At 47.3% G+C, this 22,456-nt stretch carries 14 protein-coding genes; 13 read left to right on the plus strand and 1 reads right to left on the minus strand.

Going from position 1 to position 22,456, the window contains the following annotated elements; translation table 11 throughout:
- The first annotated feature begins 225 nt into the window (after positions 1–225).
- The 6 genes from ACMN7X_RS14125 (at position 226) to ACMN7X_RS14150 (ending at position 7,935) form a co-directional block, all read left to right on the plus strand.
- Positions 226–1,155 carry a hypothetical protein gene (locus ACMN7X_RS14125; RefSeq protein WP_418748091.1) on the plus strand — a complete coding sequence of 310 codons (930 nt, stop codon included), beginning with the start codon at positions 226–228 and terminating at the stop codon, positions 1,153–1,155.
- Positions 1,156–3,234 carry an NB-ARC domain-containing protein gene (locus ACMN7X_RS14130; RefSeq protein ID WP_418748092.1) on the plus strand — a complete coding sequence of 693 codons (2,079 nt, stop codon included), beginning with the start codon at positions 1,156–1,158 and terminating at the stop codon, positions 3,232–3,234.
- Positions 3,231–4,556 (plus strand): MATE family efflux transporter, encoded by a 1,326-nt coding sequence (locus tag ACMN7X_RS14135; protein ID WP_418748093.1) that lies wholly within the window; start codon positions 3,231–3,233, stop codon positions 4,554–4,556. Before ACMN7X_RS14130 ends, ACMN7X_RS14135 begins: the two co-directional genes overlap by 4 nt.
- 75 nt (positions 4,557–4,631) lie before the next feature.
- Positions 4,632–5,774 (plus strand): tetratricopeptide repeat protein, encoded by a 1,143-nt coding sequence (locus ACMN7X_RS14140; protein WP_418748094.1) that lies wholly within the window; start codon positions 4,632–4,634, stop codon positions 5,772–5,774.
- Between the two features lie 17 nt (positions 5,775–5,791).
- Entirely contained in the window at positions 5,792–6,316 is a 525-nt protein-coding gene (locus tag ACMN7X_RS14145) for a hypothetical protein (protein WP_418748095.1), read from the plus strand.
- Positions 6,317–6,339: 23 nt separating this feature from the next.
- Entirely contained in the window at positions 6,340–7,935 is a 1,596-nt protein-coding gene (locus tag ACMN7X_RS14150; RefSeq protein WP_418748096.1) for a hypothetical protein, read from the plus strand.
- Positions 7,936–8,128: 193 nt separating this feature from the next.
- Here the strand turns inward: ACMN7X_RS14150 and ACMN7X_RS14155 are convergent, their stop codons facing one another.
- Positions 8,129–9,124: a LacI family DNA-binding transcriptional regulator gene (locus ACMN7X_RS14155; protein ID WP_418748097.1), complete on the minus strand. Its 996-nt coding sequence runs from the start codon at positions 9,122–9,124 to the stop codon at positions 8,129–8,131.
- 194 nt (positions 9,125–9,318) lie between these two features.
- Between ACMN7X_RS14155 and ACMN7X_RS14160 the strand changes: the two genes are divergently transcribed.
- From ACMN7X_RS14160 to ACMN7X_RS14190, 7 genes are all read left to right on the plus strand, one after another.
- Entirely contained in the window at positions 9,319–10,602 is a 1,284-nt protein-coding gene (locus tag ACMN7X_RS14160) for a galactokinase (protein WP_418748098.1), read from the plus strand.
- Between the two features lie 31 nt (positions 10,603–10,633).
- The gene (gene galT, locus ACMN7X_RS14165; RefSeq protein ID WP_418748099.1) at positions 10,634–12,124 is read left to right on the plus strand and encodes a UDP-glucose--hexose-1-phosphate uridylyltransferase; all 1,491 of its coding nucleotides are present in this window, start codon (positions 10,634–10,636) and stop codon (positions 12,122–12,124) included.
- Positions 12,125–12,308: 184 nt separating this feature from the next.
- The gene (locus tag ACMN7X_RS14170) at positions 12,309–13,148 is read left to right on the plus strand and encodes a tyrosine-type recombinase/integrase (protein WP_418748100.1); all 840 of its coding nucleotides are present in this window, start codon (positions 12,309–12,311) and stop codon (positions 13,146–13,148) included.
- A 370-nt stretch (positions 13,149–13,518) separates the two neighbouring features.
- Positions 13,519–19,392, plus strand: a complete 5,874-nt coding sequence (locus tag ACMN7X_RS14175; RefSeq protein WP_418748101.1) for an SdrD B-like domain-containing protein — start codon at positions 13,519–13,521, stop codon at positions 19,390–19,392.
- A 29-nt stretch (positions 19,393–19,421) separates the two neighbouring features.
- Positions 19,422–20,840: a SpaH/EbpB family LPXTG-anchored major pilin gene (locus ACMN7X_RS14180; protein ID WP_418748102.1), complete on the plus strand. Its 1,419-nt coding sequence runs from the start codon at positions 19,422–19,424 to the stop codon at positions 20,838–20,840.
- Complete coding sequence (locus ACMN7X_RS14185; RefSeq protein ID WP_418748103.1) at positions 20,827–21,660, plus strand: class C sortase; 834 nt, start codon at positions 20,827–20,829, stop codon at positions 21,658–21,660. The genes ACMN7X_RS14180 and ACMN7X_RS14185 overlap by 14 nt, the downstream gene beginning before the upstream one ends.
- Before the next feature lie 11 nt (positions 21,661–21,671).
- The gene (locus tag ACMN7X_RS14190) at positions 21,672–22,454 is read left to right on the plus strand and encodes a hypothetical protein (RefSeq protein WP_418748104.1); all 783 of its coding nucleotides are present in this window, start codon (positions 21,672–21,674) and stop codon (positions 22,452–22,454) included.
- Positions 22,455–22,456: the final 2 nt, after the last annotated feature.

Here is a 22,456-nt window from a genome sequence, read left to right on the forward strand (position 1 = left end):
AATTTTGAAGCGTAGCACACAAGTAGCACACATGTAGCACACAAATAGACCGAAAAGCCGATGAACAGAATTAATCCATTAGTTTAAGAAGGGGGCAGTATGTTTCCAAAGGTAGTGCATTAATTGGCTGTACTATCCGTATAACTAATGTTAAAGTTTACTTGCTTGCAGGGCCAAAATGAAAGTGTTATTCTCTTCTTATCAGAAGAGAAAAAGGAGAAAAAAATGAAAGAGCAGGAGAGACTCATCCGTCTGGCAGAGGAATGTCTGTTAAGAGAGGGAAAAGAACGGCCCGAATTGGTTTGGCTGAAAGGAATCTATGAGCGTTTCCGGGCTGACTGCGGCCTTTTAGGAAAATCCGAGGCTGACAGTCTGATCTTTGAAAAAATGTACTCTCGTGCTCCGGAAAAAGCCTCTGATGTCTTAAAAATCCGTTATTGGCGAACCGGCCGCCATGTGCCCGCTGACAGGACACAGCTTCTGTCATTCGGAAAAGCGCTGAATATGGATTGCCGGGAGCTGGATTATTTTGTAAAAGCCTATTATGATAAAAGCAGATGGGTATTTGGTCCCGGCATGGAGAAAAGCCGCGAATATCTGACGTGCCGGGGATTTATGGACGGTATGATAGAGGAATATTTAAGCAAAATCCATCCGGGCCGTATGCTTCAGCTTAAAATATCGCGAATCCGCCTGGAAAACAATGTGCGTCACCTCTACTACACAGATGCGCTGAAGTATATACACGTCGATTCCCAGCGCATACAGAAATCACTCGATTGTCATATTACGAGCATTAATTACGGCTCGGAGCTTTCCCGTACGCTCCGTTTGGAAGGGGAAATCCCCAGAAAGACGATGATACGGCATCTTTTCATTTGCAAGACTCCTTTTATCAACAGGGCCTACATGGATACCTGGCTGGAAGAGATGGGATATCTTCCGCTGACGGAGGAGCACACCCTGACAGGAGGGGAGTCTTTGGACTGGCTTCTTATCCGTCTTCTGGAGTTGTACGAGGAATGTTGTACGGGTAAGGAGCCGGAGCATTGTATGCGCTGGCTTCAAAATGCCTGTCGGATTTTAGATGAATTTTTTGAAGAAAGAGGGAAAAACAGTCTTAGATTCATGTATTTTAAGGCTTTGAAAGAATAGATGAAGAAAACAAAGACATATGAACAGGAGATTTTAGAATGGCGCTGGCGGCAGCTGTATCTCCGGCGAAAATATAATAATACTCCGGCCGGGTTTAAAAGCGAGGAGCAGGAGCGCCTGGCTCGTTCTCTTTGGGAGCAGGACGTACAGCGTTTCCGGGAAGGGCAGATTTACAGAATCCTCTCCCGCTATCAGCCCTCCGGGGAGATATTTGTGGGAAGGAAAGATGATCTGGAGAGAATTCATGCCGCATTAGAGAAAAAAGCGGGGCCGGTTGTTCTCTACGGTATGGGAGGCATCGGAAAAAGTGCTCTGGCGCGGGCTTATGTAAGACAGCATATGGAAGATTACGACCATATTTTGTTCTTAAGCTTTTCCTCTACCATGCAGAGCTTGCTTGTGGATGACTTTTCTGTCCGGATATCCAATCTTCAGTACAGTGCGGATGAGTACGGAAATCAAAAGAAATACTTTCAGATAAAATGCCGGATTTTACGGCAGATTGCCAAGAAAGAACGGATTCTGATCGTCATTGACGACTGCAACATCAAAGGGGACAAACATATGCAGGACGTGTTTTCACTCCCCTGTGACTTTCTTGTAACCACCAGAAGAAATCCGATCCTTTGGGGAGATTACCCGGGGATTGAGGTGAGCAGGCTGCAGACAGAGGAGGAATGGCGCACATTTACAGACGCATATCGGACAAAAGAATTGTCGCCGGAGGAAATGGAGCGCATCGCGCAGTACCGGGACATGGTTCAGGGACATACGCTGATGATGCAGCAGAGAATTCATAATCCGGAAAAAGAATTCAAAGGCTTCGAGGATTTTAAGAGGGGAATATTTCAGCGTTTTCCACTGAAAAAAGAGGAAAAACAGGCTATGACCTATCTCTCCATCATGCCGGTACAGGGGATTCCAAGAACCATGTTTCAGACCATTACCGGAATCGGGGATGAGGTCATTGAGCAGTTAAAAAATGATATGTTTATCCAGACAGGCTGGGATGAAAACTGGAAAGACAGTATGTTGTCCCTGCATCCGATCATCGCGGAGGCTGCACGGCTGGTCTTTAAACCCTCCTGCTTAAACTGTGGAAAGCTTTTGATCGGATTATACAACTATCTGCGTGGAAAGCTGACCGACGGAAGGGATACGTGGGGCCGAACTCATGCGGAAAACCAAAGACTTGAGCCGTACATATACGCGGTGATCCGGGCTTTTCCGGAGCCCGCCCCATGGCTGTGCGAGGCTTTTGACGAGCTTTACACCTTTTACTGGATTCAGGAGTATTTTGAGGAAGCCAAGAGCTATGAAGAAAAACTGTACCGGGCTGTCTGCGAATATTATGGGGAATCCCATCCCATGACCGCATGGATCGCTCTGCGGGTGGCGGCCGTTTACTACAATTCGCTTGATTTTCAGGAGGCAAGAGCCTGGTATCAGAAAGGGCTGACTATGATGCAGAGGTGTCCCGCTTCGGTTCCGCTTCGTTCCCTTTATCTGGGGCAGGCCTATCACAAGGCGGCAAGACTGTACCGGTATGATAAGGACTATTCCAACGGGCTCCAGATGGCCAGGCGGGCAGTGGCATCTATAGAACAGGCGATCGAGGATGCCCGGAAGCACAAGGAAGATACGGACAGATTTGAACGTTCGCTTACCCATTGCCTTCTGGAAGAGGGAAAGAATCTGTTCTCTTCCGGGGAACTTCCGGAGGCGGAAGCCGTTTATCGGGAAATTCAGAAAAAAATGCCGGATTCCTATAAAAAAGATTTCTATCCCAATGAGTTTCAGTGTTTTTACATTGACATCCTCATGGCCAAAAAGGACTACAGCCAGGCAGAGCCGCTGGCGAAAGAGTGCGTGGAACGCGCTGTTCGGTTTCGGGGAGAATCCTTTAAGGACACGTTAAGCTGCCGGGAACTGCTGGCAGATGTGTATATCAAGCTTGGAAAAGTGGATAAGGCCATGGAAGAGTATCACATCCTTCTTGGCTGGCTTCAGAAAAAGTATCCACGTCAGAGGGAGTGGATCGAACGGATATGCAGAAAAATCATTCAAGGAGAATTTTGAATTTTACAGGAGAGCAGAAAAAGGCCGAGCTTTATTTTTTCCTGATACCGATTTTGTGTTCGGGGGCGTTTCAGCAGCTGTACTCTCTGATCAACACGGCAGTGATCAGTCGTTATCTGAGCTATGAGTCCGTAGCCGTCATCGGGGCATGCGCTCCCTATGCGTCCTTGCAGGACTTCCTGTTCGCGGGAATGACCACGGGTTTTAGTTTCTATATTTATCGGTGTATCGGCACCGGCGAGGAAGAGACGTTCCGAAAGGGTTTTTGGGGCTCTGTGTATCTGACCGGAGGATTGGCGGTGCTGGGCGTGATTCTGGCGTTTTTTTCTCCTGCGTTTATACTTCTGGCAAATATTCCTCCCAATCTCCGGTCCGAGGCAAAACTGTATTTTTTCTTTCTCATGGCCGGTTCCGGGGCTTTGGGGCTTAAAAATCTGCTGCTCTGTACGGTACAGGGACTGGGAGACACAAAGTTTCCCGGGCTTTTATCTATGGCAGGCGTTTTCACTCATACAGCGCTTACGGTTTTCCTGATCGCAGGTCTTAAGCTTCCCGTGTCTGCCGCTGCGCTGGCCATTCTTCTCAATAACCTCTTCCTGTCTTTTTGTCTGATTTTTTACTTGTTTTTACACTGCAGGCGTCCATGCAGGAAAATCTCTCCGGGAGAGATTTTGCCCGATGTCTGGATGGAGCTTTCCAAAAGCGGGGCCGCCAAATCCGGGATGATGATGGTGATCTGGCTGGGCAGTCTTCTGATGCAGCGTTCCGTAAACGGTTTTTCCGGGGAAATCATTGCCGCAACAGCCTATGCCAATACCGTCAACGCCTTTTTCATGAGCATTTTCAGCGCTTATGCCACAGCAGCCGGAATCATCGCCGGACAGAATAAAGGAAAGCAAAATTTTTCGAACATCCAAAGCTATCATCAGCGTCTGCTCCGTATGAGTTTCTGCTGGTGCGCGGTATTTGGGATGGTGAACCTGTGCGCTTCCGGAACGCTCCTTGGGCTTCTTGCGGGAGAGTCCATAACCCCGAAAATCATACAGGCCGGAACCTGCTATCTTCGTATCTGCAGCGTCGGTTATCCCGGACTGTGCCTTCTTTTAATCTGCAGAAGTTCTCTTCAGAGTATGGGACAATACAAAATTCTGCCATGGCTGGGGCTGCAGGAGACGCTGGCCAACACGATACTGGCTCTGCTGGCTCCACGCTTTGGCTATCTGTGTGTCTGCCTGGCAAATGTGATCAAATGGTCTCTGCCCGGTCTGACCGCCTGTGTCTGTCACCGGAAATACTTGAAATCTCAAAAGCAAAAATGTTAATTTTTACTTTGTTGACGCCGACAGGCCGCAACGTTAATGTGAAAATAAATACGTTGTAGTGGGAGGAGAAAAGTTATGTTTTTTAAAAAGGCAGTTATTGATGAGAACACACGGCTCCAATATGCGAGAGAAATCGACAATCTGATCGGGCAGGGAAAGTCAAAAGAGGCACATGCAAAAACCAAGGAACTGGAGAAACTGGATAAAGACGCGGCAGGATATTTTATGTCCTATTTCTATTATATGGGAGAGATTGAACGTGAAAACCCGCGTGAAGCCCTGAAAAGGATCGAAGGCTACATAAAGCGCGTGCCAGGCGATGGAAATGCTTATCTGATGCTTGGGAATATTCAACAATATTTTGATGATGATGAGAAATCAGCCGCCGCATATGAAAAGGCAGTTGAACTCGGAAATACAACCGCCCTTACCTTGCTTGCCGGTATTTATTATATACACGCAAATGATTTTAGAAATCAGGCGGCAGGAACCATGAATCCGATGCAATATGCGGACTGTAACGGGAAAGCGATTTCCCTTTATATTCGTTGCCTGGAGTTATATAACAAGGCGTTTCAGGCAAATAAGAAACATTTGGAAGATGCAGACTGGCAGGCTTACGGACGTTCAGCGGATATGATGTATATTATGAGCCTGAACGGGGAGTTGAAAAAAATTTCCAAGGCTGACCTTAACCGTGTAAGCGCCTTATCGATCGGAGCCTCTGTCATTTCCGGGAAAGCAAATGCGCAGGAACAGCTTTACTGGAGAAATCAGGCCGTTGCAGTAACCGCTCAAATGGAAGAGGCCGGCTTTGGCACGATGGCCGAATATTTCAGAGCATCGTTTTGCCTTTATGACTGCGGCAAAAAGAAACAGGAAATGCTTTTAAATGCAAAATACCATATGGACAGAGCAAAAGAATTATCCGCGTCGCTGAATACGGAGCAAAAGAAAAATTATCCCTCTGATTTCAATGATGTTTTACAGATGTACGATAAAATGAACAGACAATTAGGAAAGGCAATGCAAAACCGTCTTCGCGGCGGGGAACTTCCCCGGTTAGCGTTGGATTATCTGCCAGATCGTGTGCCGGGTATTGAGGAAAACAAAACTTTTGCAGATTATCTTGCCCGCGTCAAAAACGGAGAAGCAGTAACCGAGCAGAAGGCCTCCGACACGGGTAAGAAAAAGGGACTGTTCGGCAAATTCTTTTAAACGGAGGATGTGAAAACATGATACTGGCATATGTATTATCCTTTTTGGGGATGCTTTCCTGGCAATGGGGCGTTCATAACGTTCAGGGCATGGCAGGAAAAATCGTTGGCATTATTCTGCTCGCAGCTGCGATCCTAAAAACGGTATCTGCTGTTGGCGGCAGATATGCGGATAAAAAGGATCTGCTGTTCAAATTAGGAGTCCATGCCTTCATCTGGATCGCAGGGATGTTCCTGTATGATTACATTATAGGACTTTTAACTATCGCAGGTGTGCTGATCGGTATTATTATATTTGGCAATTTTTCATTCGGACAGAAAAGCCGGAACTACGATGAGAACGGAGCGGATGGCAGAGAATTTGATGTTTCTCATATCCCTGTCATTGTCTACGATGACAGTAACCGTCAATGGAAACGCCGGGGAGTATTTGGAGACCATGCGGTGTACTACAACAATGACGGCGATGAGGTTACGATTTATTCCGGACAGGTTTCCGGCTCATCCGCCATCACGAGTGCGGGAACGCTGCATTGGTATTAAAAGAGCGGAAAGGGGGATGTTTTATGATCATATTGGTTGTTCTTGTAGTCATTGCCTTAGTGATCGTCTACAAAGTAAAAGAAAATAAGGATTTTAAGGAAGCACAGCAGAAGAAAGAGGAAGAATGGCAGAGAAAGGTCAAAGAACGTAAGAAAAACGGAGAACCGTCTGTCAGCGAGGAGCTGCCTCTGGGTATCGAGTACGCCTCAAAAGGAACGGTGACCGGTGCAAACGGAAAGGACTATCCCTATTCTACGGCTTACTATGGCACGGTTGCGCTGCACAATCTTTCTGACGGCGAAGACGAGGAGCATAAACAGTACGAATATGATCCAGCGTTTTGTATGCTGGCGTCAGAGTACTATATTACCCAGTATTTAGAGGAGCTGGGCAAATTTGATCAGATGAACAAAACGACTGTAGAATATGGAATTAAGTGTATTTATGAGCTGGCGGAAAGCTATGCCTATCCGGTTCCGGCAAATAACGATCTGACTCACGCTGCATACTATACCGCCAGACGTCTGGCGGACCGAAAGCGGGCCATGGAGGGCAATGGGTATTATAAAAATGCCTATGATTTCCCGATTGATTTCCAAAAAGCGCTTACATATTATGAACTGCCGGAGACGCTTCGAGTCAAATATGAGGCTCATCTGAGCCAGGTCGGGCCCGGCTGCGTGGCACGGATGGTAAAATGCTGGCTTCAGACCGCCCATATTTATGCGGCGGGCTTCCAGGATGTCCCGCAGGATATCACAAAGGCAAAACGGTTATATGCCCAGGCTTATCAGATGGCGCGTCACTTGGAGCTGGATGATGTGGCGGTTTCTGTGATCCGCGCAATGACTCAGGGCTATCCGAGAAATCCGGAGGATTATCAGGATCAGGCGTACAATATGCTGGCTGACTGGGCATGCGGAAGCGATTTCGGTCTTGCCATGTACGTGGAATATATTCTGTACACGAACAGTCTGGATAAGCGGAGGCTGGCAAAAGGGCCACAGGAAGCAGTTCGTTTATGCGAAGAGCAGGCAGAAAAGAACCTCTATGCCGCATACTTACTGGGACAGGCTTTCCTTTTTGGCTATGGCACGGAGAAGGACGAAGCAAAGGGCAGAAAGCTGATAGAAATTGCGGCGGAAAATGGCTGTATCTCCGCTCTTTACCTGTTAACGCAGCTTTCCGTTGGAGACGCCGCTTCAGAAAAGCGGTGGAAGGATGCTCTGGATAAGGCAGTAGCTGCGGTTGCAGAAAAATGCGGCTTTATGAGAGAGGAATTGCAGAGAGAAGGGAAGTCCGTAACCAGGGAAAGCCTGGAAAAATTCCGCAGTCAGTTCGCGGCGGAAGCGGCCGCAGAGCGAAACTTCCGGCAGGCAGTGCAAAAGGCGGCCCATCCGAAGTCGCCACAGTCGGGCATAGATGCCGGAGATTCGGATATATCACATCATGATTTTGTTTTTCCAAGATTTATTTATGATGGAGATGAAAATCCATGGGAACTTATGAACAGCGGCTCTGACAGTGCCGGCTATTATTGCCAGAAGACCGGAGAAACAAGAATCTTCTATGCTTCTGACTTTGATTATGGTTCGCCTGTTGGGTTTCATCGCAGATAGTCAGTCTTTATTTTTGGGGCGGCGGATTTATTCCGCCGCCTTTGTAGTATGCACTTAATCACATCTGAAAATTTCCTGATGAAACGCTCCGACAGAAAAATTGGAAGGTACAAAAAGCATATACGCCGACAATTTTACAATCATATGAAAAGTTATATTCTTAAGTTGACGACATTGCCCGTTTTACGGGCGGTCATGACTGCTTTTTACGGCAGGAGCCGCGCACGATCAGCCGGCAGGGCATTTGGATACGCATGGCAGCGCCGGGACTATTCTTCATTAAATGGTAGACAATTCCTGCGCCGTATTGTCCCATTTCATAAGCCGGGGCATGAATCGTGGTTAAAGACGGCGATACCATTTCACATAGATTGATATCATCAAAGCCGGCCAGGGAAATATCTTCCGGAACCCGGAGACCGTGAGCTTTTAAAGCCTTTAGGGCGCCGAGAGCAATGGGATCGCTGGCGGCAAAAACGGCGGAAGGCAGAGAGCCGGAAAGAATCAGGTTTTCCATCATCCGGAAGCCGGAACTGCTGGAAAACTGGTCTTCCTGCAGATAAGGAAGATACGTAATATTATGGGATTTGCAGTATTCAATAAAAATGCGGAGGCGGGCGTCAGAAAAAACAGAGCCGTCCTCCAGGTATTCCAACCCGGTCAAAAATCCGATATCACTATGGCCGAGGCCGGTCAGATAATCCATCATGTCAGTAATAGCTTTTGAAAAGTCCAGAGTAATACTGGAGATACTTGCATCCGAAGGAGCCATGTCAATCATCAGAAGAGAGCCGGTCAGATGCTTGAAATTTCTGATCTCCTGTTCAGTAAATTTACCGATACAGATAAGGCTGTCTGCCTGTTCCAGAGAGGCCATGCAGTTTAAATCATTTTTGAAGGTGCGTACGACATTCAGCCCGTTGGACAGACAAAAATCTTCAATTCCGTGACGGATGGATAAATAGTAGCTGTCTTCCAGCTCCTGGTTGGCTGAGAACCACTGTACAATTCCCATTGTATAAGAGTTAAAGGAACGGAGCTTTTTTTGATAACCAAGCATCCGCGCTGTATGAAGAACCTTTTGCCGTGTTTCTGCGGTAACGGATAAAGAAGGATCGTTATTTAAAATTCTGGAAACTGCGGCAGAAGAAACGCCGGCCTTTTCTGCAATATCTTTTAACGTGGCCATCCAGGCACCTCCCATTTGGCTTTTGCTTGCTATTATAACAAAAAAAAATGGAAAAGCAAGAGGAATTAAGGATAATTAAAAAATTAGTAAAAATAAGTAAAATAAAAGTAAAAATATATTGAAAATTTACTAAAAATATGCATAATAGAAAGTAGAGAAACGGGATAGAATTTGAAAGAGTTGGAGGATAAAAGATGCAGCAGATGGATCAATTACTTAAGGGGTTGGACAGCGGTTTGTATGATGACCGGCTGAAGGAGATTTATGTAGACGAGACATTGCTTCCTTATCAGAAGGAACGGTATGGGAAAGCAGTCAAAGAGTATAGAGAAGTTTTTGGCGAAGGAGAGATAGAGCTGTACAGTGCTCCCGGGCGAAGCGAGGTTGGAGGAAATCATACAGATCATCAGAACGGTATGGTGCTTGCGACTTCGGTGAATCTGGATGCCATTGCCGTTGTGGGATGGAATGAGGAGAATTGTATTCGGCTGATATCGGAAGGCTATGATATGGTGACGATACAGCTTTCTGATTTATCTCAGAAGGCACAGGAAGAGGGAACTTCTGCGGCATTGATCCGCGGAATGGCAGCCGGTCTTTCGGAACACGGATATCCGGTGAGCAGGGGGTTCAATGCTTATGTGATGAGTGATGTTTTGATCGGGGCCGGGCTTTCTTCCTCTGCAGCCTTTGAAGTCATCATAGGGACGATCGTTTCCGGCCTTTTTTATGGGATGAAGATTGACCCGGTGGAGATTGCCGGGCTGGCCCAGTATGCGGAAAACAATTATTTCGGAAAGCCCTGTGGTTTGATGGATCAGATGGCGTGTTCTGTGGGCGGTTTGATACATATTGATTTTAAAGAACCGAAGGCGCCGATCGTGAACAAGGTTGATGTGGATTTTGATGCGTATCATTATAGCCTGTGTATCGTCGATACAAAAGGGTCTCATTCGGATCTGACGGATGATTATGCGCAGATTCCCTTTGAGATGAAGGCAGTCGCAGCCTGTTTCGGGAAAAAAGTGCTCAGGGAAGTGGATAAGGAAGAATTTATGCGGAGGATTCCCGAGGTGCAAAGGGTCTGCGGTGACAGGGCTGTTGTCAGGGCGCTTCATTTTTATGGTGAAAATGAACGTGCCCGGGCAGAGGCGGAGGCTTTGGCGAGCGGAAAATTTGAGAAATTTTTGCGGCTTGTGGAGGAATCCGGGAATTCCTCCTGCGAATTTCTGCAAAATGTTTATTCGCCGGGGAGAGTGCGGGAGCAGGGAATATCCGTCGGACTGGCTGTCAGCAAGAGTATACTCGGCTCTCACGGTGTCTGCCGTGTCCATGGCGGCGGCTTTGCCGGGACGATTCAGGCATTTGTTCAGAATGATTTTGTAGAAACGTATCGATGTGTATTGGACAGTGTCTTTGGCGAGGGCTCCTGCCATGTATTGAAGGTACGTCCTTACGGCGGGATAAAGGTATTTTAATATTTAAAAAGAGGTAAAAGAGGAGAAGACTATGATTCATGAAGCGGTCAAAAAACTGGTAACTTACGGAATGGAAACGGGACTTATTGAGAAAACAGATGCTGTTTATACAACGAATGTGATCCTGGAGACCCTGGGAATTTCAGAGTATGAGGAGCCGCCGGAAACTTATCATAATGTGGAGCTGGAGCCTGTTCTGAAGGAATTATTGGATTATGCGTGCCAGTCAGGAATCATTGAGGATAGCATTGGGTATCGTGATCTGTTCGATACAAAAATTATGGCCTGCCTCGTGCCCAGGCCAAGCACCGTCATCAGAAAATTTAATACTCTTTATAAACAGGCCCCTGAAAAGGCTACAGATTTTTATTATAAATTCAGTCAGGACACAGATTATATCCGTCGTTATCGGATAAAAAAGGATTTGAGGTGGAAGTCGGAAACGCCTTATGGAGAGATAGATATTTCCATCAATCTGTCGAAACCGGAGAAGGATCCGAAAGCTATTGCGGCGGCAAAGACCGCAAAGCAAAGCGGTTACCCGAAATGTCAGCTTTGCATGGAAAATGAAGGCTATGCAGGGCGCTTGGATCATCCTGCCAGACAAAATCACAGGATTATTCCGGTAACGGTGAACGGACAGCCGTGGGGCTTCCAGTATTCTCCTTATGTATATTATAATGAGCACTGTATTGTATTTAACAGAGAGCATGTTCCAATGCAGATCAGCAGAGATACTTTCGTGAAGCTGCTGGATTTTGTACGGCAGTTTCCTCATTATTTTGTGGGCTCCAATGCCGATCTTCCAATTGTGGGCGGTTCTATTTTGAGTCATGATCATTTCCAGGGAGGCCGATATGAGTTTGCCATGGCTAAGGCGCCTATGGAAGAGAAAATTGTGATCCGCGGTTTTCCGAAGCTTGAGGCGGGAATTGTGAAGTGGCCCATGTCGGTTATCCGTCTCCGCTCGGAGGACATCGCCGAATTGACGGCAGCGGGAGATAAAATTTTGAAAGCATGGCGGGCATACACTGATGAAGACGCTTTTATTTATGCGGAAACGAGGGGAGAGCCTCATAATACGATCACTCCGATCGCCAGAAAGTGCAGAGGCAAGTATGAACTGGATTTGGTGCTTAGAAATAATATTACTACGGAAGAGCATCCTCTTGGAGTATATCATCCGCATAAAGAGCTTCACCATATAAAAAAAGAGAATATCGGGCTGATCGAGGTGATGGGATTGGCTGTGCTTCCTGCAAGGCTTAAAGGAGAAATGGAAAAGCTGGCGGATGCTATTGTATGCGGAAAAGATCTGCGGGCAGATGCGGATATTGAGAAGCATGCAAAATGGGCAGAGAGCTTTATGAAGCATTATTCATCGATTGACAGGAATAATATAGAAGATATTATTCACGCAGAAATAGGCAGGGTTTTTGGCCGGGTGCTGGAGCATGCGGGCGTATACAAAAGAACTCCGGAGGGAAAGGCGGCGTTTCATCGTTTTATTGACAGTCTGTGACAGGTGAAGAGGTAATATCATATAGTAATCGGCTATCAATTTCGGAGGATTTTTTATCAGAGCAATTCACAAAACAGGTACAGATAGTGTATAATAAAAGAGGACAATCGTATATTTATGCGGTTGTTCTTTTGTTATATTTTAAGGAAGAAATGGGAAAATTTATTTTTAGGAGGCGAAGAACATGACTATGATCAATTATTCAATGCAGCTGGAAAAGTATATCGATTATTTACAAAATGAGGAGCGTAGTATTGCTACCGTATGTCAATACGAGCGGGATGTTCTCCGTTTTTTCTCATTTTTAAATTTAAAAGAATTAACGAAGGATGCAGTTCTTCAGTATAAACAGGAGTTGATGAAAGCTTATCAGCCGGTGAGTGTGAATGTGAAATTGTCTGCCCTGAACAGCTTTTTTTCTTTTATCGGGCGGGATGATCTGAAATTGAAATTACTAAAGATTCAGAGAAGCGTCTACTGTTCGGAAGAGAAGGAATTGAGTAAGTCGGAGTATTTCCGGCTGATTCAGGCGGCAGAGAAAAAGAAAAATAAGAGGTTGGCCCTGTTGCTGCAGACCATCTGCGGTACGGGTATTCGGGTATCTGAGTTAAAATATATCACGGCGGCGGCGGTGAACTGCGGGGAGGCTGTGATTCAGCTTAAAGGAAAGACCCGGACAATTTTGCTCCCAAAGAAGCTTCAGAAAAAACTCAAAAATTATTTGAGACGGGAAAGAATTGTCGAGGGACCGGTATTTATTACGCGCACGGGGCGGCCTTTGGACCGGAGTAATATATGGAAAATGATGAAGAACTTGTGCCGGGATGCGGGGGTGGATGCAAAGAAAGTATTTCCGCATAATCTTCGCCATTTGTTTGCCCGGTGCTTCTATTCTATAGATAAAGATATTGCCCGTCTGGCGGATATTCTGGGGCACAGCAGTATTAATACGACCCGAATTTATATTATTACCAGTGGGACAGAGCATCGGCGGCATCTGGATGCGCTGAGACTTGTAGTGTGAAAGGAGAAAAAAGAAAAAATACGGACACCAAAAAGGGGAGACCGTACATTTTTGAAAATATATTTCATAATTTGCCTTATGTGGTATTTTATGGACGAGATGATACATAGTTGTACTCTGATTTATTTATAATTATATTGCTGAATATTTAGTGTGTCAACTAAAAATCCCTGAAAACATTTGATTTGGCAATGTCCGGACACGAAATGTAAGCCTTCCTGAGTACTTTTTTAGAAAGGCTTGTTTTTCTATGCCCAAAATGCAGTGTAGGACGTTCAATGCAGAAAATTCATCTGCTTTTCGGTATAACTCAAGAACGGTATACCACATAAGGCAAATTATGTGGCAGCGGTGGAAAGGGAACTGCAGAATGAATGGAAAGGTCGGACGTCATATGAAAATAAACAGAAGGTCGCAGAGAATCAAGAAATATAGAGCTATGCATCGGCAGAAAAAGAAATGGCTGACTGCGGTGGCATGGCTGGCTGCGGTGGTGCTGCTATGTACCACCTATATGCCGGTGATGCCCGCATTTACACTGGAAGCGGATCAGACGCTGTCCTGCACTTATGAAGCGCACCGGCACAATGACAGCTGTTTTGACAGCGATGGAAATGTGACGTGCGGCTATGCCGACTATGTGGTACATACCCATGATCTTAAATATTGCTATGATAAGGACGGCAATCTGATATGTCCGTTGGCGGAGGTGAAAGCCCATGAACACAGCGCCTCCTGTTATACGGAGCAGCCTGTCTTGGTGTGCCGGGAAATCGAAAACAGCGGCCATTTGCATGATGAATCATGCTACACCGACATACAGGGTGAATTAATTTGTGAAATCACAGATGCAGGGCATGAACATAACGCCGAATGTTATAGCCGGACGCGGGAACTGACCTGCGGCATGGAGGAAAGCCCGGGGCATGTGCACAGTGGGGAGTGCTATGGGATGCAGCAGACCCTGATCTGCGGGAAGGAAGAGATTCTTCTCCACACCCATACGGAGGATTGCCGGGATGAAAACGGCGCATTGATCTGCGGTCGACTGCAGGTGACAGAACATCAGCACGGTGAGGAATGTTTAAAAACGGCGGTCAATGAAATCGCGCTTACTCAGACAGAGGGCGCAAAACAGGTGACATTGCCGGACGGAAATACTGCCTATCCCGGAGAAAAACAGGCGGACGGCTCCTGGGTGGCCTACGATGCGGAATACAGCGAGACACCGCCGCCGACTGCCACCGTGAAGGCAACGGTTACCCTGCCGGCAGGCGTGGAGGCGCCGGAGGGATACCGATTATTCATCCGAAGGGTGAGCGAAGGAGAGGATTATTATCCGACGGAGCAGGCCGTGAAGGAAGCCGTTTCCGAATACAATGATTTCCAGTGCTTTCGGATTCGATGGGTAAAGTATAATGAAGCAACCGATACATCCGATGTTAAGAAGATGGATGAGGTGCTGGGGCAGCGGGGGAATGTTACGATTAAGATCGAATACACAGGCACAGGCGATGAAAGGCTGAAGGGGCCTGCGGGAGCGCGCAAGCTGCTTGTTTATAACAGCAATGAAGATGGATCGCTGAAGGATACCCTGGCTGATCTGGTTGAAAATGTCACCGTAGACGGTGATTTTTATACCGGATTTACCTTCCACACAAGCGAGGCCGGCCCCTACGTGTTTGTGAGCAAAAAGCTGGAACAATGTTATGTAGAGGCATTGATGATTCAATCGGTGGAAGATGGATCGAAGCCCTTTGACAACTCAGATACCCCGGGAAATGACAGCAGTCCGAATAATCGGATTGTTCGTTCCTATGATACGATTCAATATAATCTGGAAGCGAAGTTTGCAGCGAGAGATCAGGAGGTTACAAATCCGAATGTTACGATGTATTTTGAGTTGACGTTATCCAAGTCGGTGACTTCCGCAAGATTTGATACGGGCAAGATGGTATGGCTGGGAGAAAATTACAGTATCGAGTATCTGGACAGCGGCGGTAATGTCATTATGGTCGAAGCTCATAACGGAAATATATATGAACCGCTAAAAGACGAAGAAGACAATATTGTTCGGGATGAGAACGGCTTTGCCCGGGCGGATACGGATAAAAAAGTTTCAACGAATTCAAAGGTTAACGGCAGTGAATCCGGGCCAATGAGTTATAAGGTGGCAGCCGGAACGGGTATTGCGAAGCAGAGGCTGGTTGGATGGACTGAGTTGTCGGCAAAAGAGGGGCAAAGTATACTGGTTGGTACACAAAATTTTTCAGCGGCCATTGAGGTGCGCAATGCGGATCATGGGGAAGTCTTTTTGCCGACTTTCCGGATGTGGCTGGAAGGAAATGAGGAGAATTATGGGTCGGAGACGCTGAATCCGGATAATACGATGGCTCCGGCCACCCCGAAGGATGGAAATAGAATTGAGGTGGAGAGCGGCAGCGATTATGCGGTTACCGTGTCCGCCGGAACCAATTTCAACCTTCAGTTAAAGAAAAACGGCGATATGAGCTATAAGAGCTGGTTTGATTTTTCTACAGGAAGGGAAGTAGATAAAACGACCCAGGCAGAGCTGGATCAGCTTGCGATGATTGAAGAAAATCGTGGAAAAGCCGATCCGGCGGAGTTTGTCGACGAGCAGGGAAATCCACTGTCTGAGGCGGAAAAGGAAAAATATAAGAATTACCGCTATGGGCGTATGACCTGCTACGGCGTCACGCTCCAGCTCTATAATGCAACGGATAATCAGGAAGCCCAATTGACAGAGAAAAAAATGAAGGGGCTTTCTCTGCCGATAGGCAAGATAAGCTTTGATCTGAACTTTCAATCCAATGTCACTTCAGGAGGACAGAGTTTTGATGGATCAGATACGGAGTATACGCCGATTTTGTGGGAATACAATGAAAATGTCCCGGCAAATAGCAGTTACAGCTATACCTATAAGGATCCGGGCATGCAGAGCGAGAACGGAGGAACGGTGACAACGCCAAAGGATGGCCTGGGCAATAGCGGGCGCAATCTTTACTGGGACTATGAGGAACGTTCCTCCTACGCCAAAGGCGCAGCGCCGAGCAGCTTCCCGGCCTATCATGACGGCTGCTATAATGGCGGCGCCTGGCAGTTAAATGATGACAGCGGAGATCCGGTTACCGGGGATAGGATAAATCAGGTGGCAGGCCCGACAGCAGTCCGGGGAACCGGCGCAGATACCAGTTATCATTTTTCTGTCAGCGGCTATGACTTTGATTTTGATGATTATTACTTTCCTCTCAGAGACGCGGGCAACAGCGGCAATGTCACCGGTTACGACAGCTATATCCGATGCTTTTCGGCGGGCTGTGTCCAGGTGCTGAACGTGTTTCCGCGAGTTCAGGAGGCAGATGTAGTGGATAATGAGCTGACAGTGAAGGTCAGCAACCTGAAACTGACAACCCGTGCGGGGCAGTCCCTGGAAGCGCAGCAGGGAGATGCGACTCAGATCGGGCATGAGGCGAATCAAAAGGATAATAGCCTGCGGGATAAGATTGATTTATATAGACCGGGAAATATGACAAAAGGCAATGCCTTTAATGGTTTATTTAAGGATAGACAGCCGAATACTGTGTCCGAAGGCTTTCTCGGGACGGATTATTGGACGACCGCCTACGACTGCAGCGCCTTTGCAGGGGACGATATATGGATCATGAGCTATGGCATGCGCAGCTCCGGCGGTGATTATCGGACCCGGGCCATGAATCTGCTTCAGTTGTTTGACAGCCGGGCGCTGAGCATCCGGGATAAGGCTTCGGCCAATCAGGAGGCGGGAACGGGCAATGACCCGGGAAAGGTCAGCTTCCTCTATGCCGCCGACCCGGATTATCCGGAGGGCTATGACACCAATGCGGAGGGTGTGCTGGCTTATATGAATACGGTTCGCGAGGAAGATCTGGTTTATTCTACAGATATGCCGGATGAGGAGGGCTATATACAGTTTGGGGCAGACCAGACAGGCAGGAGGCTGAAATGCATCGGTGTTTTGATGGAAATCCGAGATTGTGATCTGCTGGGGGGCAAATATCAGTATATGCGTATTCCGGTGAAGATCAACGGGGAGGATGAGGACCTGGTTGGAAAGACGGTCGCCACAGTCAATGCGGTGCGTGTGTGGTCAAATGAAGGGGATATGCAGGGTGTCACCTGGGCCGATGGCCAGTGGGATGAGACGAAAGGAAAAAATGAGCTGACCGGTTATGTGGATCAGGCTTCCGACGGTTCTGCGGCTGAACTTGCCAATAAAGGCAATCTTACTTATGTAAAAACCGAATATGAAGACGGCACTCAGAAAGCAGGGACTCATGCAGGCGGTACTCTGGCCGGAAACAGCCTTCTGATCCTGGGCTATAAGGCCAATGTTAATATCGGTGTGGATAATAAACCGGATACCGCAAAGATCAGCTATAACCAGGGCAGCGGTGAAACGACGGTAAACTACCGGCTGAAAAATATCAAAACAGAGGTTTCAGACAAAACAAGCCAGATCTCAAGGCCGCTCACCACGCTGACAGTCCGGGCTGTTTTGGATCGATTAAATTCCGGGGATAAACAGCGGATTTCCGTTTCCGAGGGAACTTATCGCATGAACGAGACACTGATCGGCAACGACCCGGAGAATCCGACAAAAATTTCTTTTGAGTCGGACGGTGAAACTTATGAGATTACGGTTTATTCGGCGTTGGATCCAACGGGGCAATCGGTATCCTTTGTTATCGGCAATGCGCCGGTGGGGATGGAATTGCCGGACATCACCTTTGACGCCCAGTTTTCAGAGGTCACTGCCCTGAAAGAAAATGATGATATAACGACAAGCGTCTATATCAGCGGCGAGGGCGATAATCGAGCCTATGATAAGGCAAAGGGAAATATGGACGATATAACGGTGTACGTTGTACTGGGCGGCGGAACGAATCTGACAAAATCAGTGGATGTGGAAAAAATCGACCTGGGAGGGACGATCACCTATACCGTTAAATATACCAACAGCGGGACAGAAACACTTGAAAAAGTATATTTTTATGACCTGCTTCCGTTTTACGGAGATATTCGGGATTCCCACTTTACGGGGGATGTTATCCTGCGGAGCTTTAATGTAACCTCAAGTGACAGTTTGGGGGGAGTTGCGCAGGCCCAGGTTTATTACAGCACCATCGAATATAACGAGCTTTATGATAAGGTAAGCGTTTTTGGCGGAACAAAGGATGCTGCGGGGAATGTCACCGGCATGAATGAAACCGCTGTGGAGACTATGCTGGCAGGAGAAACATGTGAGCACGGCATAAAGTTTTTCGAGCCATTGGGAGAAGTGAATGGCGAAGGAGAGTTTAAGTATGATTCATCCCTTACAGGGGTTACCGAACAACGATTGTCCGAGATTCGCGGCGTTTATGTGAAGGCAGAAGAATTGAATGGCGGACAGACGATCACCATGACATTCACCGTGAAGACAAAAGGAAATGAGCCGGGCGACTGGTATCGAAATGTTTCCAATAGCTGGATCGTTGGGAGCAAGCTGCCGCCGCTGACTTCCAACAGGGTCGGAACGGTGGCCGTCGGACGGCGTATTTCCGGAGTTGTTTGGTATGATAAAAATCTAAACGGTATCCGGGATGACAACGAAAAGCTGCTGGACGGCGTGGAGGTGACCTTGTTCAAAAAAAATACGGAAACCGGAAAGTATGAAATCTGCAAGGAGGTCGTCGATGCAGAAGCAACCGGCAGCCCGCCAACGAACTCACTGGCGAATCCGGTGGATACGGCGAGTGGAGGCGCTTACACCTTTGACAGGCTGGCGGCGGGTGATTATATCGTGGCTTTTTCAGGAGAGAAGCTGAAGTCCTACACCGGCGCCACGGCTTATCAGCAAAACGGAAAGAATGACAGTGATACAAGTGATGGACAGGTGGTGGCCGGTTCTCAATGGGAAGCTGATGGAATTGATAAAGATACATATGCTTATTATATTAAGTATTCGGTCGAATCCGATGAGATAAAGCTGCACACTATTGAAGATATTCGGAAGGGAACGGTTGCGCTGAAAAATAATGTGGAAGATTCCAGAAATCAGGATTTGGGACTGGTGATCTCCGGGCCTCAGATGCCTGACACGGGCGGGCCGGGCGCACTGGCTTACATCGGGGGCGGTATGCTGCTGATGATATTCGCCGGTTCGGCGTGGGGGATCACCCGCAGGCGCAAACATTCCAGATAAAAAATATAGAGGGAGCGAGGAAAATGAGTATGAAAAAGACAAAAAAATTAATGAGCCTGTTATTGGCGCTGGCAATGATTTTTGCCATGTCCCTTTCAGTTTTTGCCGCAGGGGATAATTCTATTCAGGTAACTAATGCCCAGGGCGGAGAGACTTATAAAATTTATAAAATGCTGGATGTGGATGTGAATCCGGATAAGACGGCCTACAGCTACACACTTCCTGCGGACAGCAAATGGGCGAGTTTCTTTAATACCGGCGGCGCTGGCGCTGCTTATGTGGAGATAAAAAACGTTGACGGAACAGATTATGTGACATGGAAGGAAAGTGGGGCTTCTGATTATGAAGCTTTCGGAAAAGCGGCCGCCGCTTATGCGGCGACGACTGCCGGCGTTACTGAAGCCGTGTCAGCACAGACTCCGGCGGCAGATGGCTCGATTACTTTTGACGGCCTTGATTCCGGCTACTATTTGATCACTTCCACTAACGGCACGCTTTCGATGGTAGAGACAACACCGTTGGCCCCCCAGGCCACGGTGAATGAAAAGAATCCGAATCCAACGATTGATAAGAAAGTTAAGGAAAACGGCACAGCCGGGTCGGAAAACAGCGCCCAGATTGGCGATAGGGTGGAATTTGAAGTAAAGATTAACATGAAAAAAGGCGCCAGGAACTATGTGATGCATGATAAGATGGAGGACGGCCTGACATTTAATAAGGACAGCGTTCAGATTAATGGGTTGACAAAAGGGACGGATTATACAGTAAATACGCCTGCCGACGGCATTGCAGCACTTCAAGATGACTGCACCTTTGAGATTCGCTTTGCTGAGGACTATTTAAATAGTCTTACTGCGGATACCACACTTACTGTAACCTATAGTGCGGTGTTAAATGAAAAGGCGGATGTTACAGCCGGAGAAAAGAATGAAGCCCTGCTTAAATGGGGCGATAAGAACCAAACTGAGTGGAGTACGACGACAACAAAAACCTATCAGTTTGAAATATTAAAATATGACGCGGCGGACACCAGAAAAAACCCGCTGGCGGGAGCTGAATTCCAGCTTTTGAAGGCGGATGGAACAGAAGTTAAGGTTGTTAAGGTAACCGATACCGAGTATCGCGTTGCCAATGGCAATGAAACCGGCGCCGGAGTTCCTATTGTGACAGTTGCAAATAATAAAATTGTCGTTAAGGGCGTTGATTTAGCTGAATATCAATTAGAGGAGACAAAATCCCCTCATGGATATGCCAAACTGTCTGCTCCAAAGAAATTTGAAGTAAAGGAAGGTCAGACAGTGCTGGTTGAAGTCGAAAACACGGCGGGGCATACGCTGCCGTCCACCGGCGGTATGGGCACGACTCTGTTTTATGTTGTCGGCGGTATTTTGGTGATTGGCGCGGCTGCAATTTTTATTTTTGGGAAACGTACAAGTGTCAATAAGTAAAAAAATCCCTACGATTGTTTTAGTACTGATTTTTTTAACGGGGCTGTCGCTGCTCCTGTATCCAACCATCAGTGACTGTTGGAATTCCTATCATCAATCCAGGGCCATTGCCAGATATACGGAGCAGGTTGCCGAACTGAACAGCGACTTATACAAACAGCTCTGGGAGGATGCCGTTGCTTATAATGAGAGGCTTTTGACAAAGCCGGACCGTTATAAAATGACTAATGAGGAGAAGGCCGAATACGAATCGATGCTGAATGTTTCCGGCAATGGCATTATCGGCTATATCGAGATTGAAAAAATCAACTGTTCGCTCCCCATCTATCACGGCACGGCAGAATCCGCGCTGCAGATTGCGGCGGGACATATTGCGGGAACTTCTCTTCCGGTGGGAGGTGCAGGAACCCATTGCGTTATTTCCGGCCATCGGGGTCTTCCGAGCGCAAAGCTGTTTACAAATCTGGACAAGCTTGTCGAAGGAGATACCTTTGAGCTTCATATTCTTAATGAAATTTTGACCTATGAGGTGGACCGGATTTCTGTTGTGGAGCCGGATGAAATGGGAAAACTGGAAATCGAGGAAGGCAAAGACTATTGTACACTGGTTACCTGTACACCCTATGGAATTAACACACACCGGATGCTGGTTCGCGGCCGCCGGGTGGCAGATCGGGAGAAGCCGGGACAAGAAACAGCAGTTTCGGAAACTGCGCAGGAAGAAACGAAAATACATTTTTCGCTCATTCCTTTAGTGATCGTGTTGATTTTCATCATTTTGGTGATTTTGTTGCTGATAAGAATATGCAGAAAGAGATAGGAGAGAATTCTATGCCGATGATGACAATAAAAAGTAAAGGATATGCAGCGATACTCATAGTTGCGGTATTGCTATATATGATGAGCGCCGTGGTCTATGCCCATGAAGCGCCGGATATGGAGCGGGAGGGTTCCATTCATATTACAATGCTTTATGGGGAAGAGGCTGTGCCGGGCGGGAGCCTTACGCTATACCGTGTAGGCGATGTTCAGGAGAACGACGGGGATTATGATTTTGTTATTTCCGAGGATTTTAAGGCATCCGGCGAAAACCTCAGAAATATTCAGGCAGAAGGTCTGGCAGTGAAATTGCAGATCTATGCGGAAAATCAAAAGCTTGCGGGTTTGACCCGCACCGTATCCGGAGATGGAACCATTGCCTTTGACAATTTAGATTTAGGCTTATATCTGCTTGTGCAGAATCAGGCGGCGGAGGGTTATCTGAAGGCGGCGCCGTTTTTAGTCAGCATGCCGATGATGGAGGATGGCACATACATATATGATGTTATTGCTAATACGAAGATAGAACTTGAAAAGCTGCCAGAGACGCCGCCGGAGACAAGGGAGACGGAATCTTCGGAATCCGAGCCGTCGGAGACGGAGACTGAAAAAAATAAGATACCGGGAAATCCTGCACCTCCCCGCTTGCCGCAGACGGGGCAGTTAAATTGGCCGATACCGATCATGGCTGTGGCAGGTCTGATACTGTTTTTGAGCGGATGGCTGCTTTGCCGGGGAGGCAGAGCGGAAGGGCATAACCATCGGGAGCGCCGCAACCCGGATTCTGCGAGATAAGA

Origin of the sequence: Frisingicoccus sp., assembly GCF_048388605.1 — a bacterium.
Classification (GTDB): Bacteria; Bacillota; Clostridia; order Lachnospirales; family Lachnospiraceae; genus Frisingicoccus.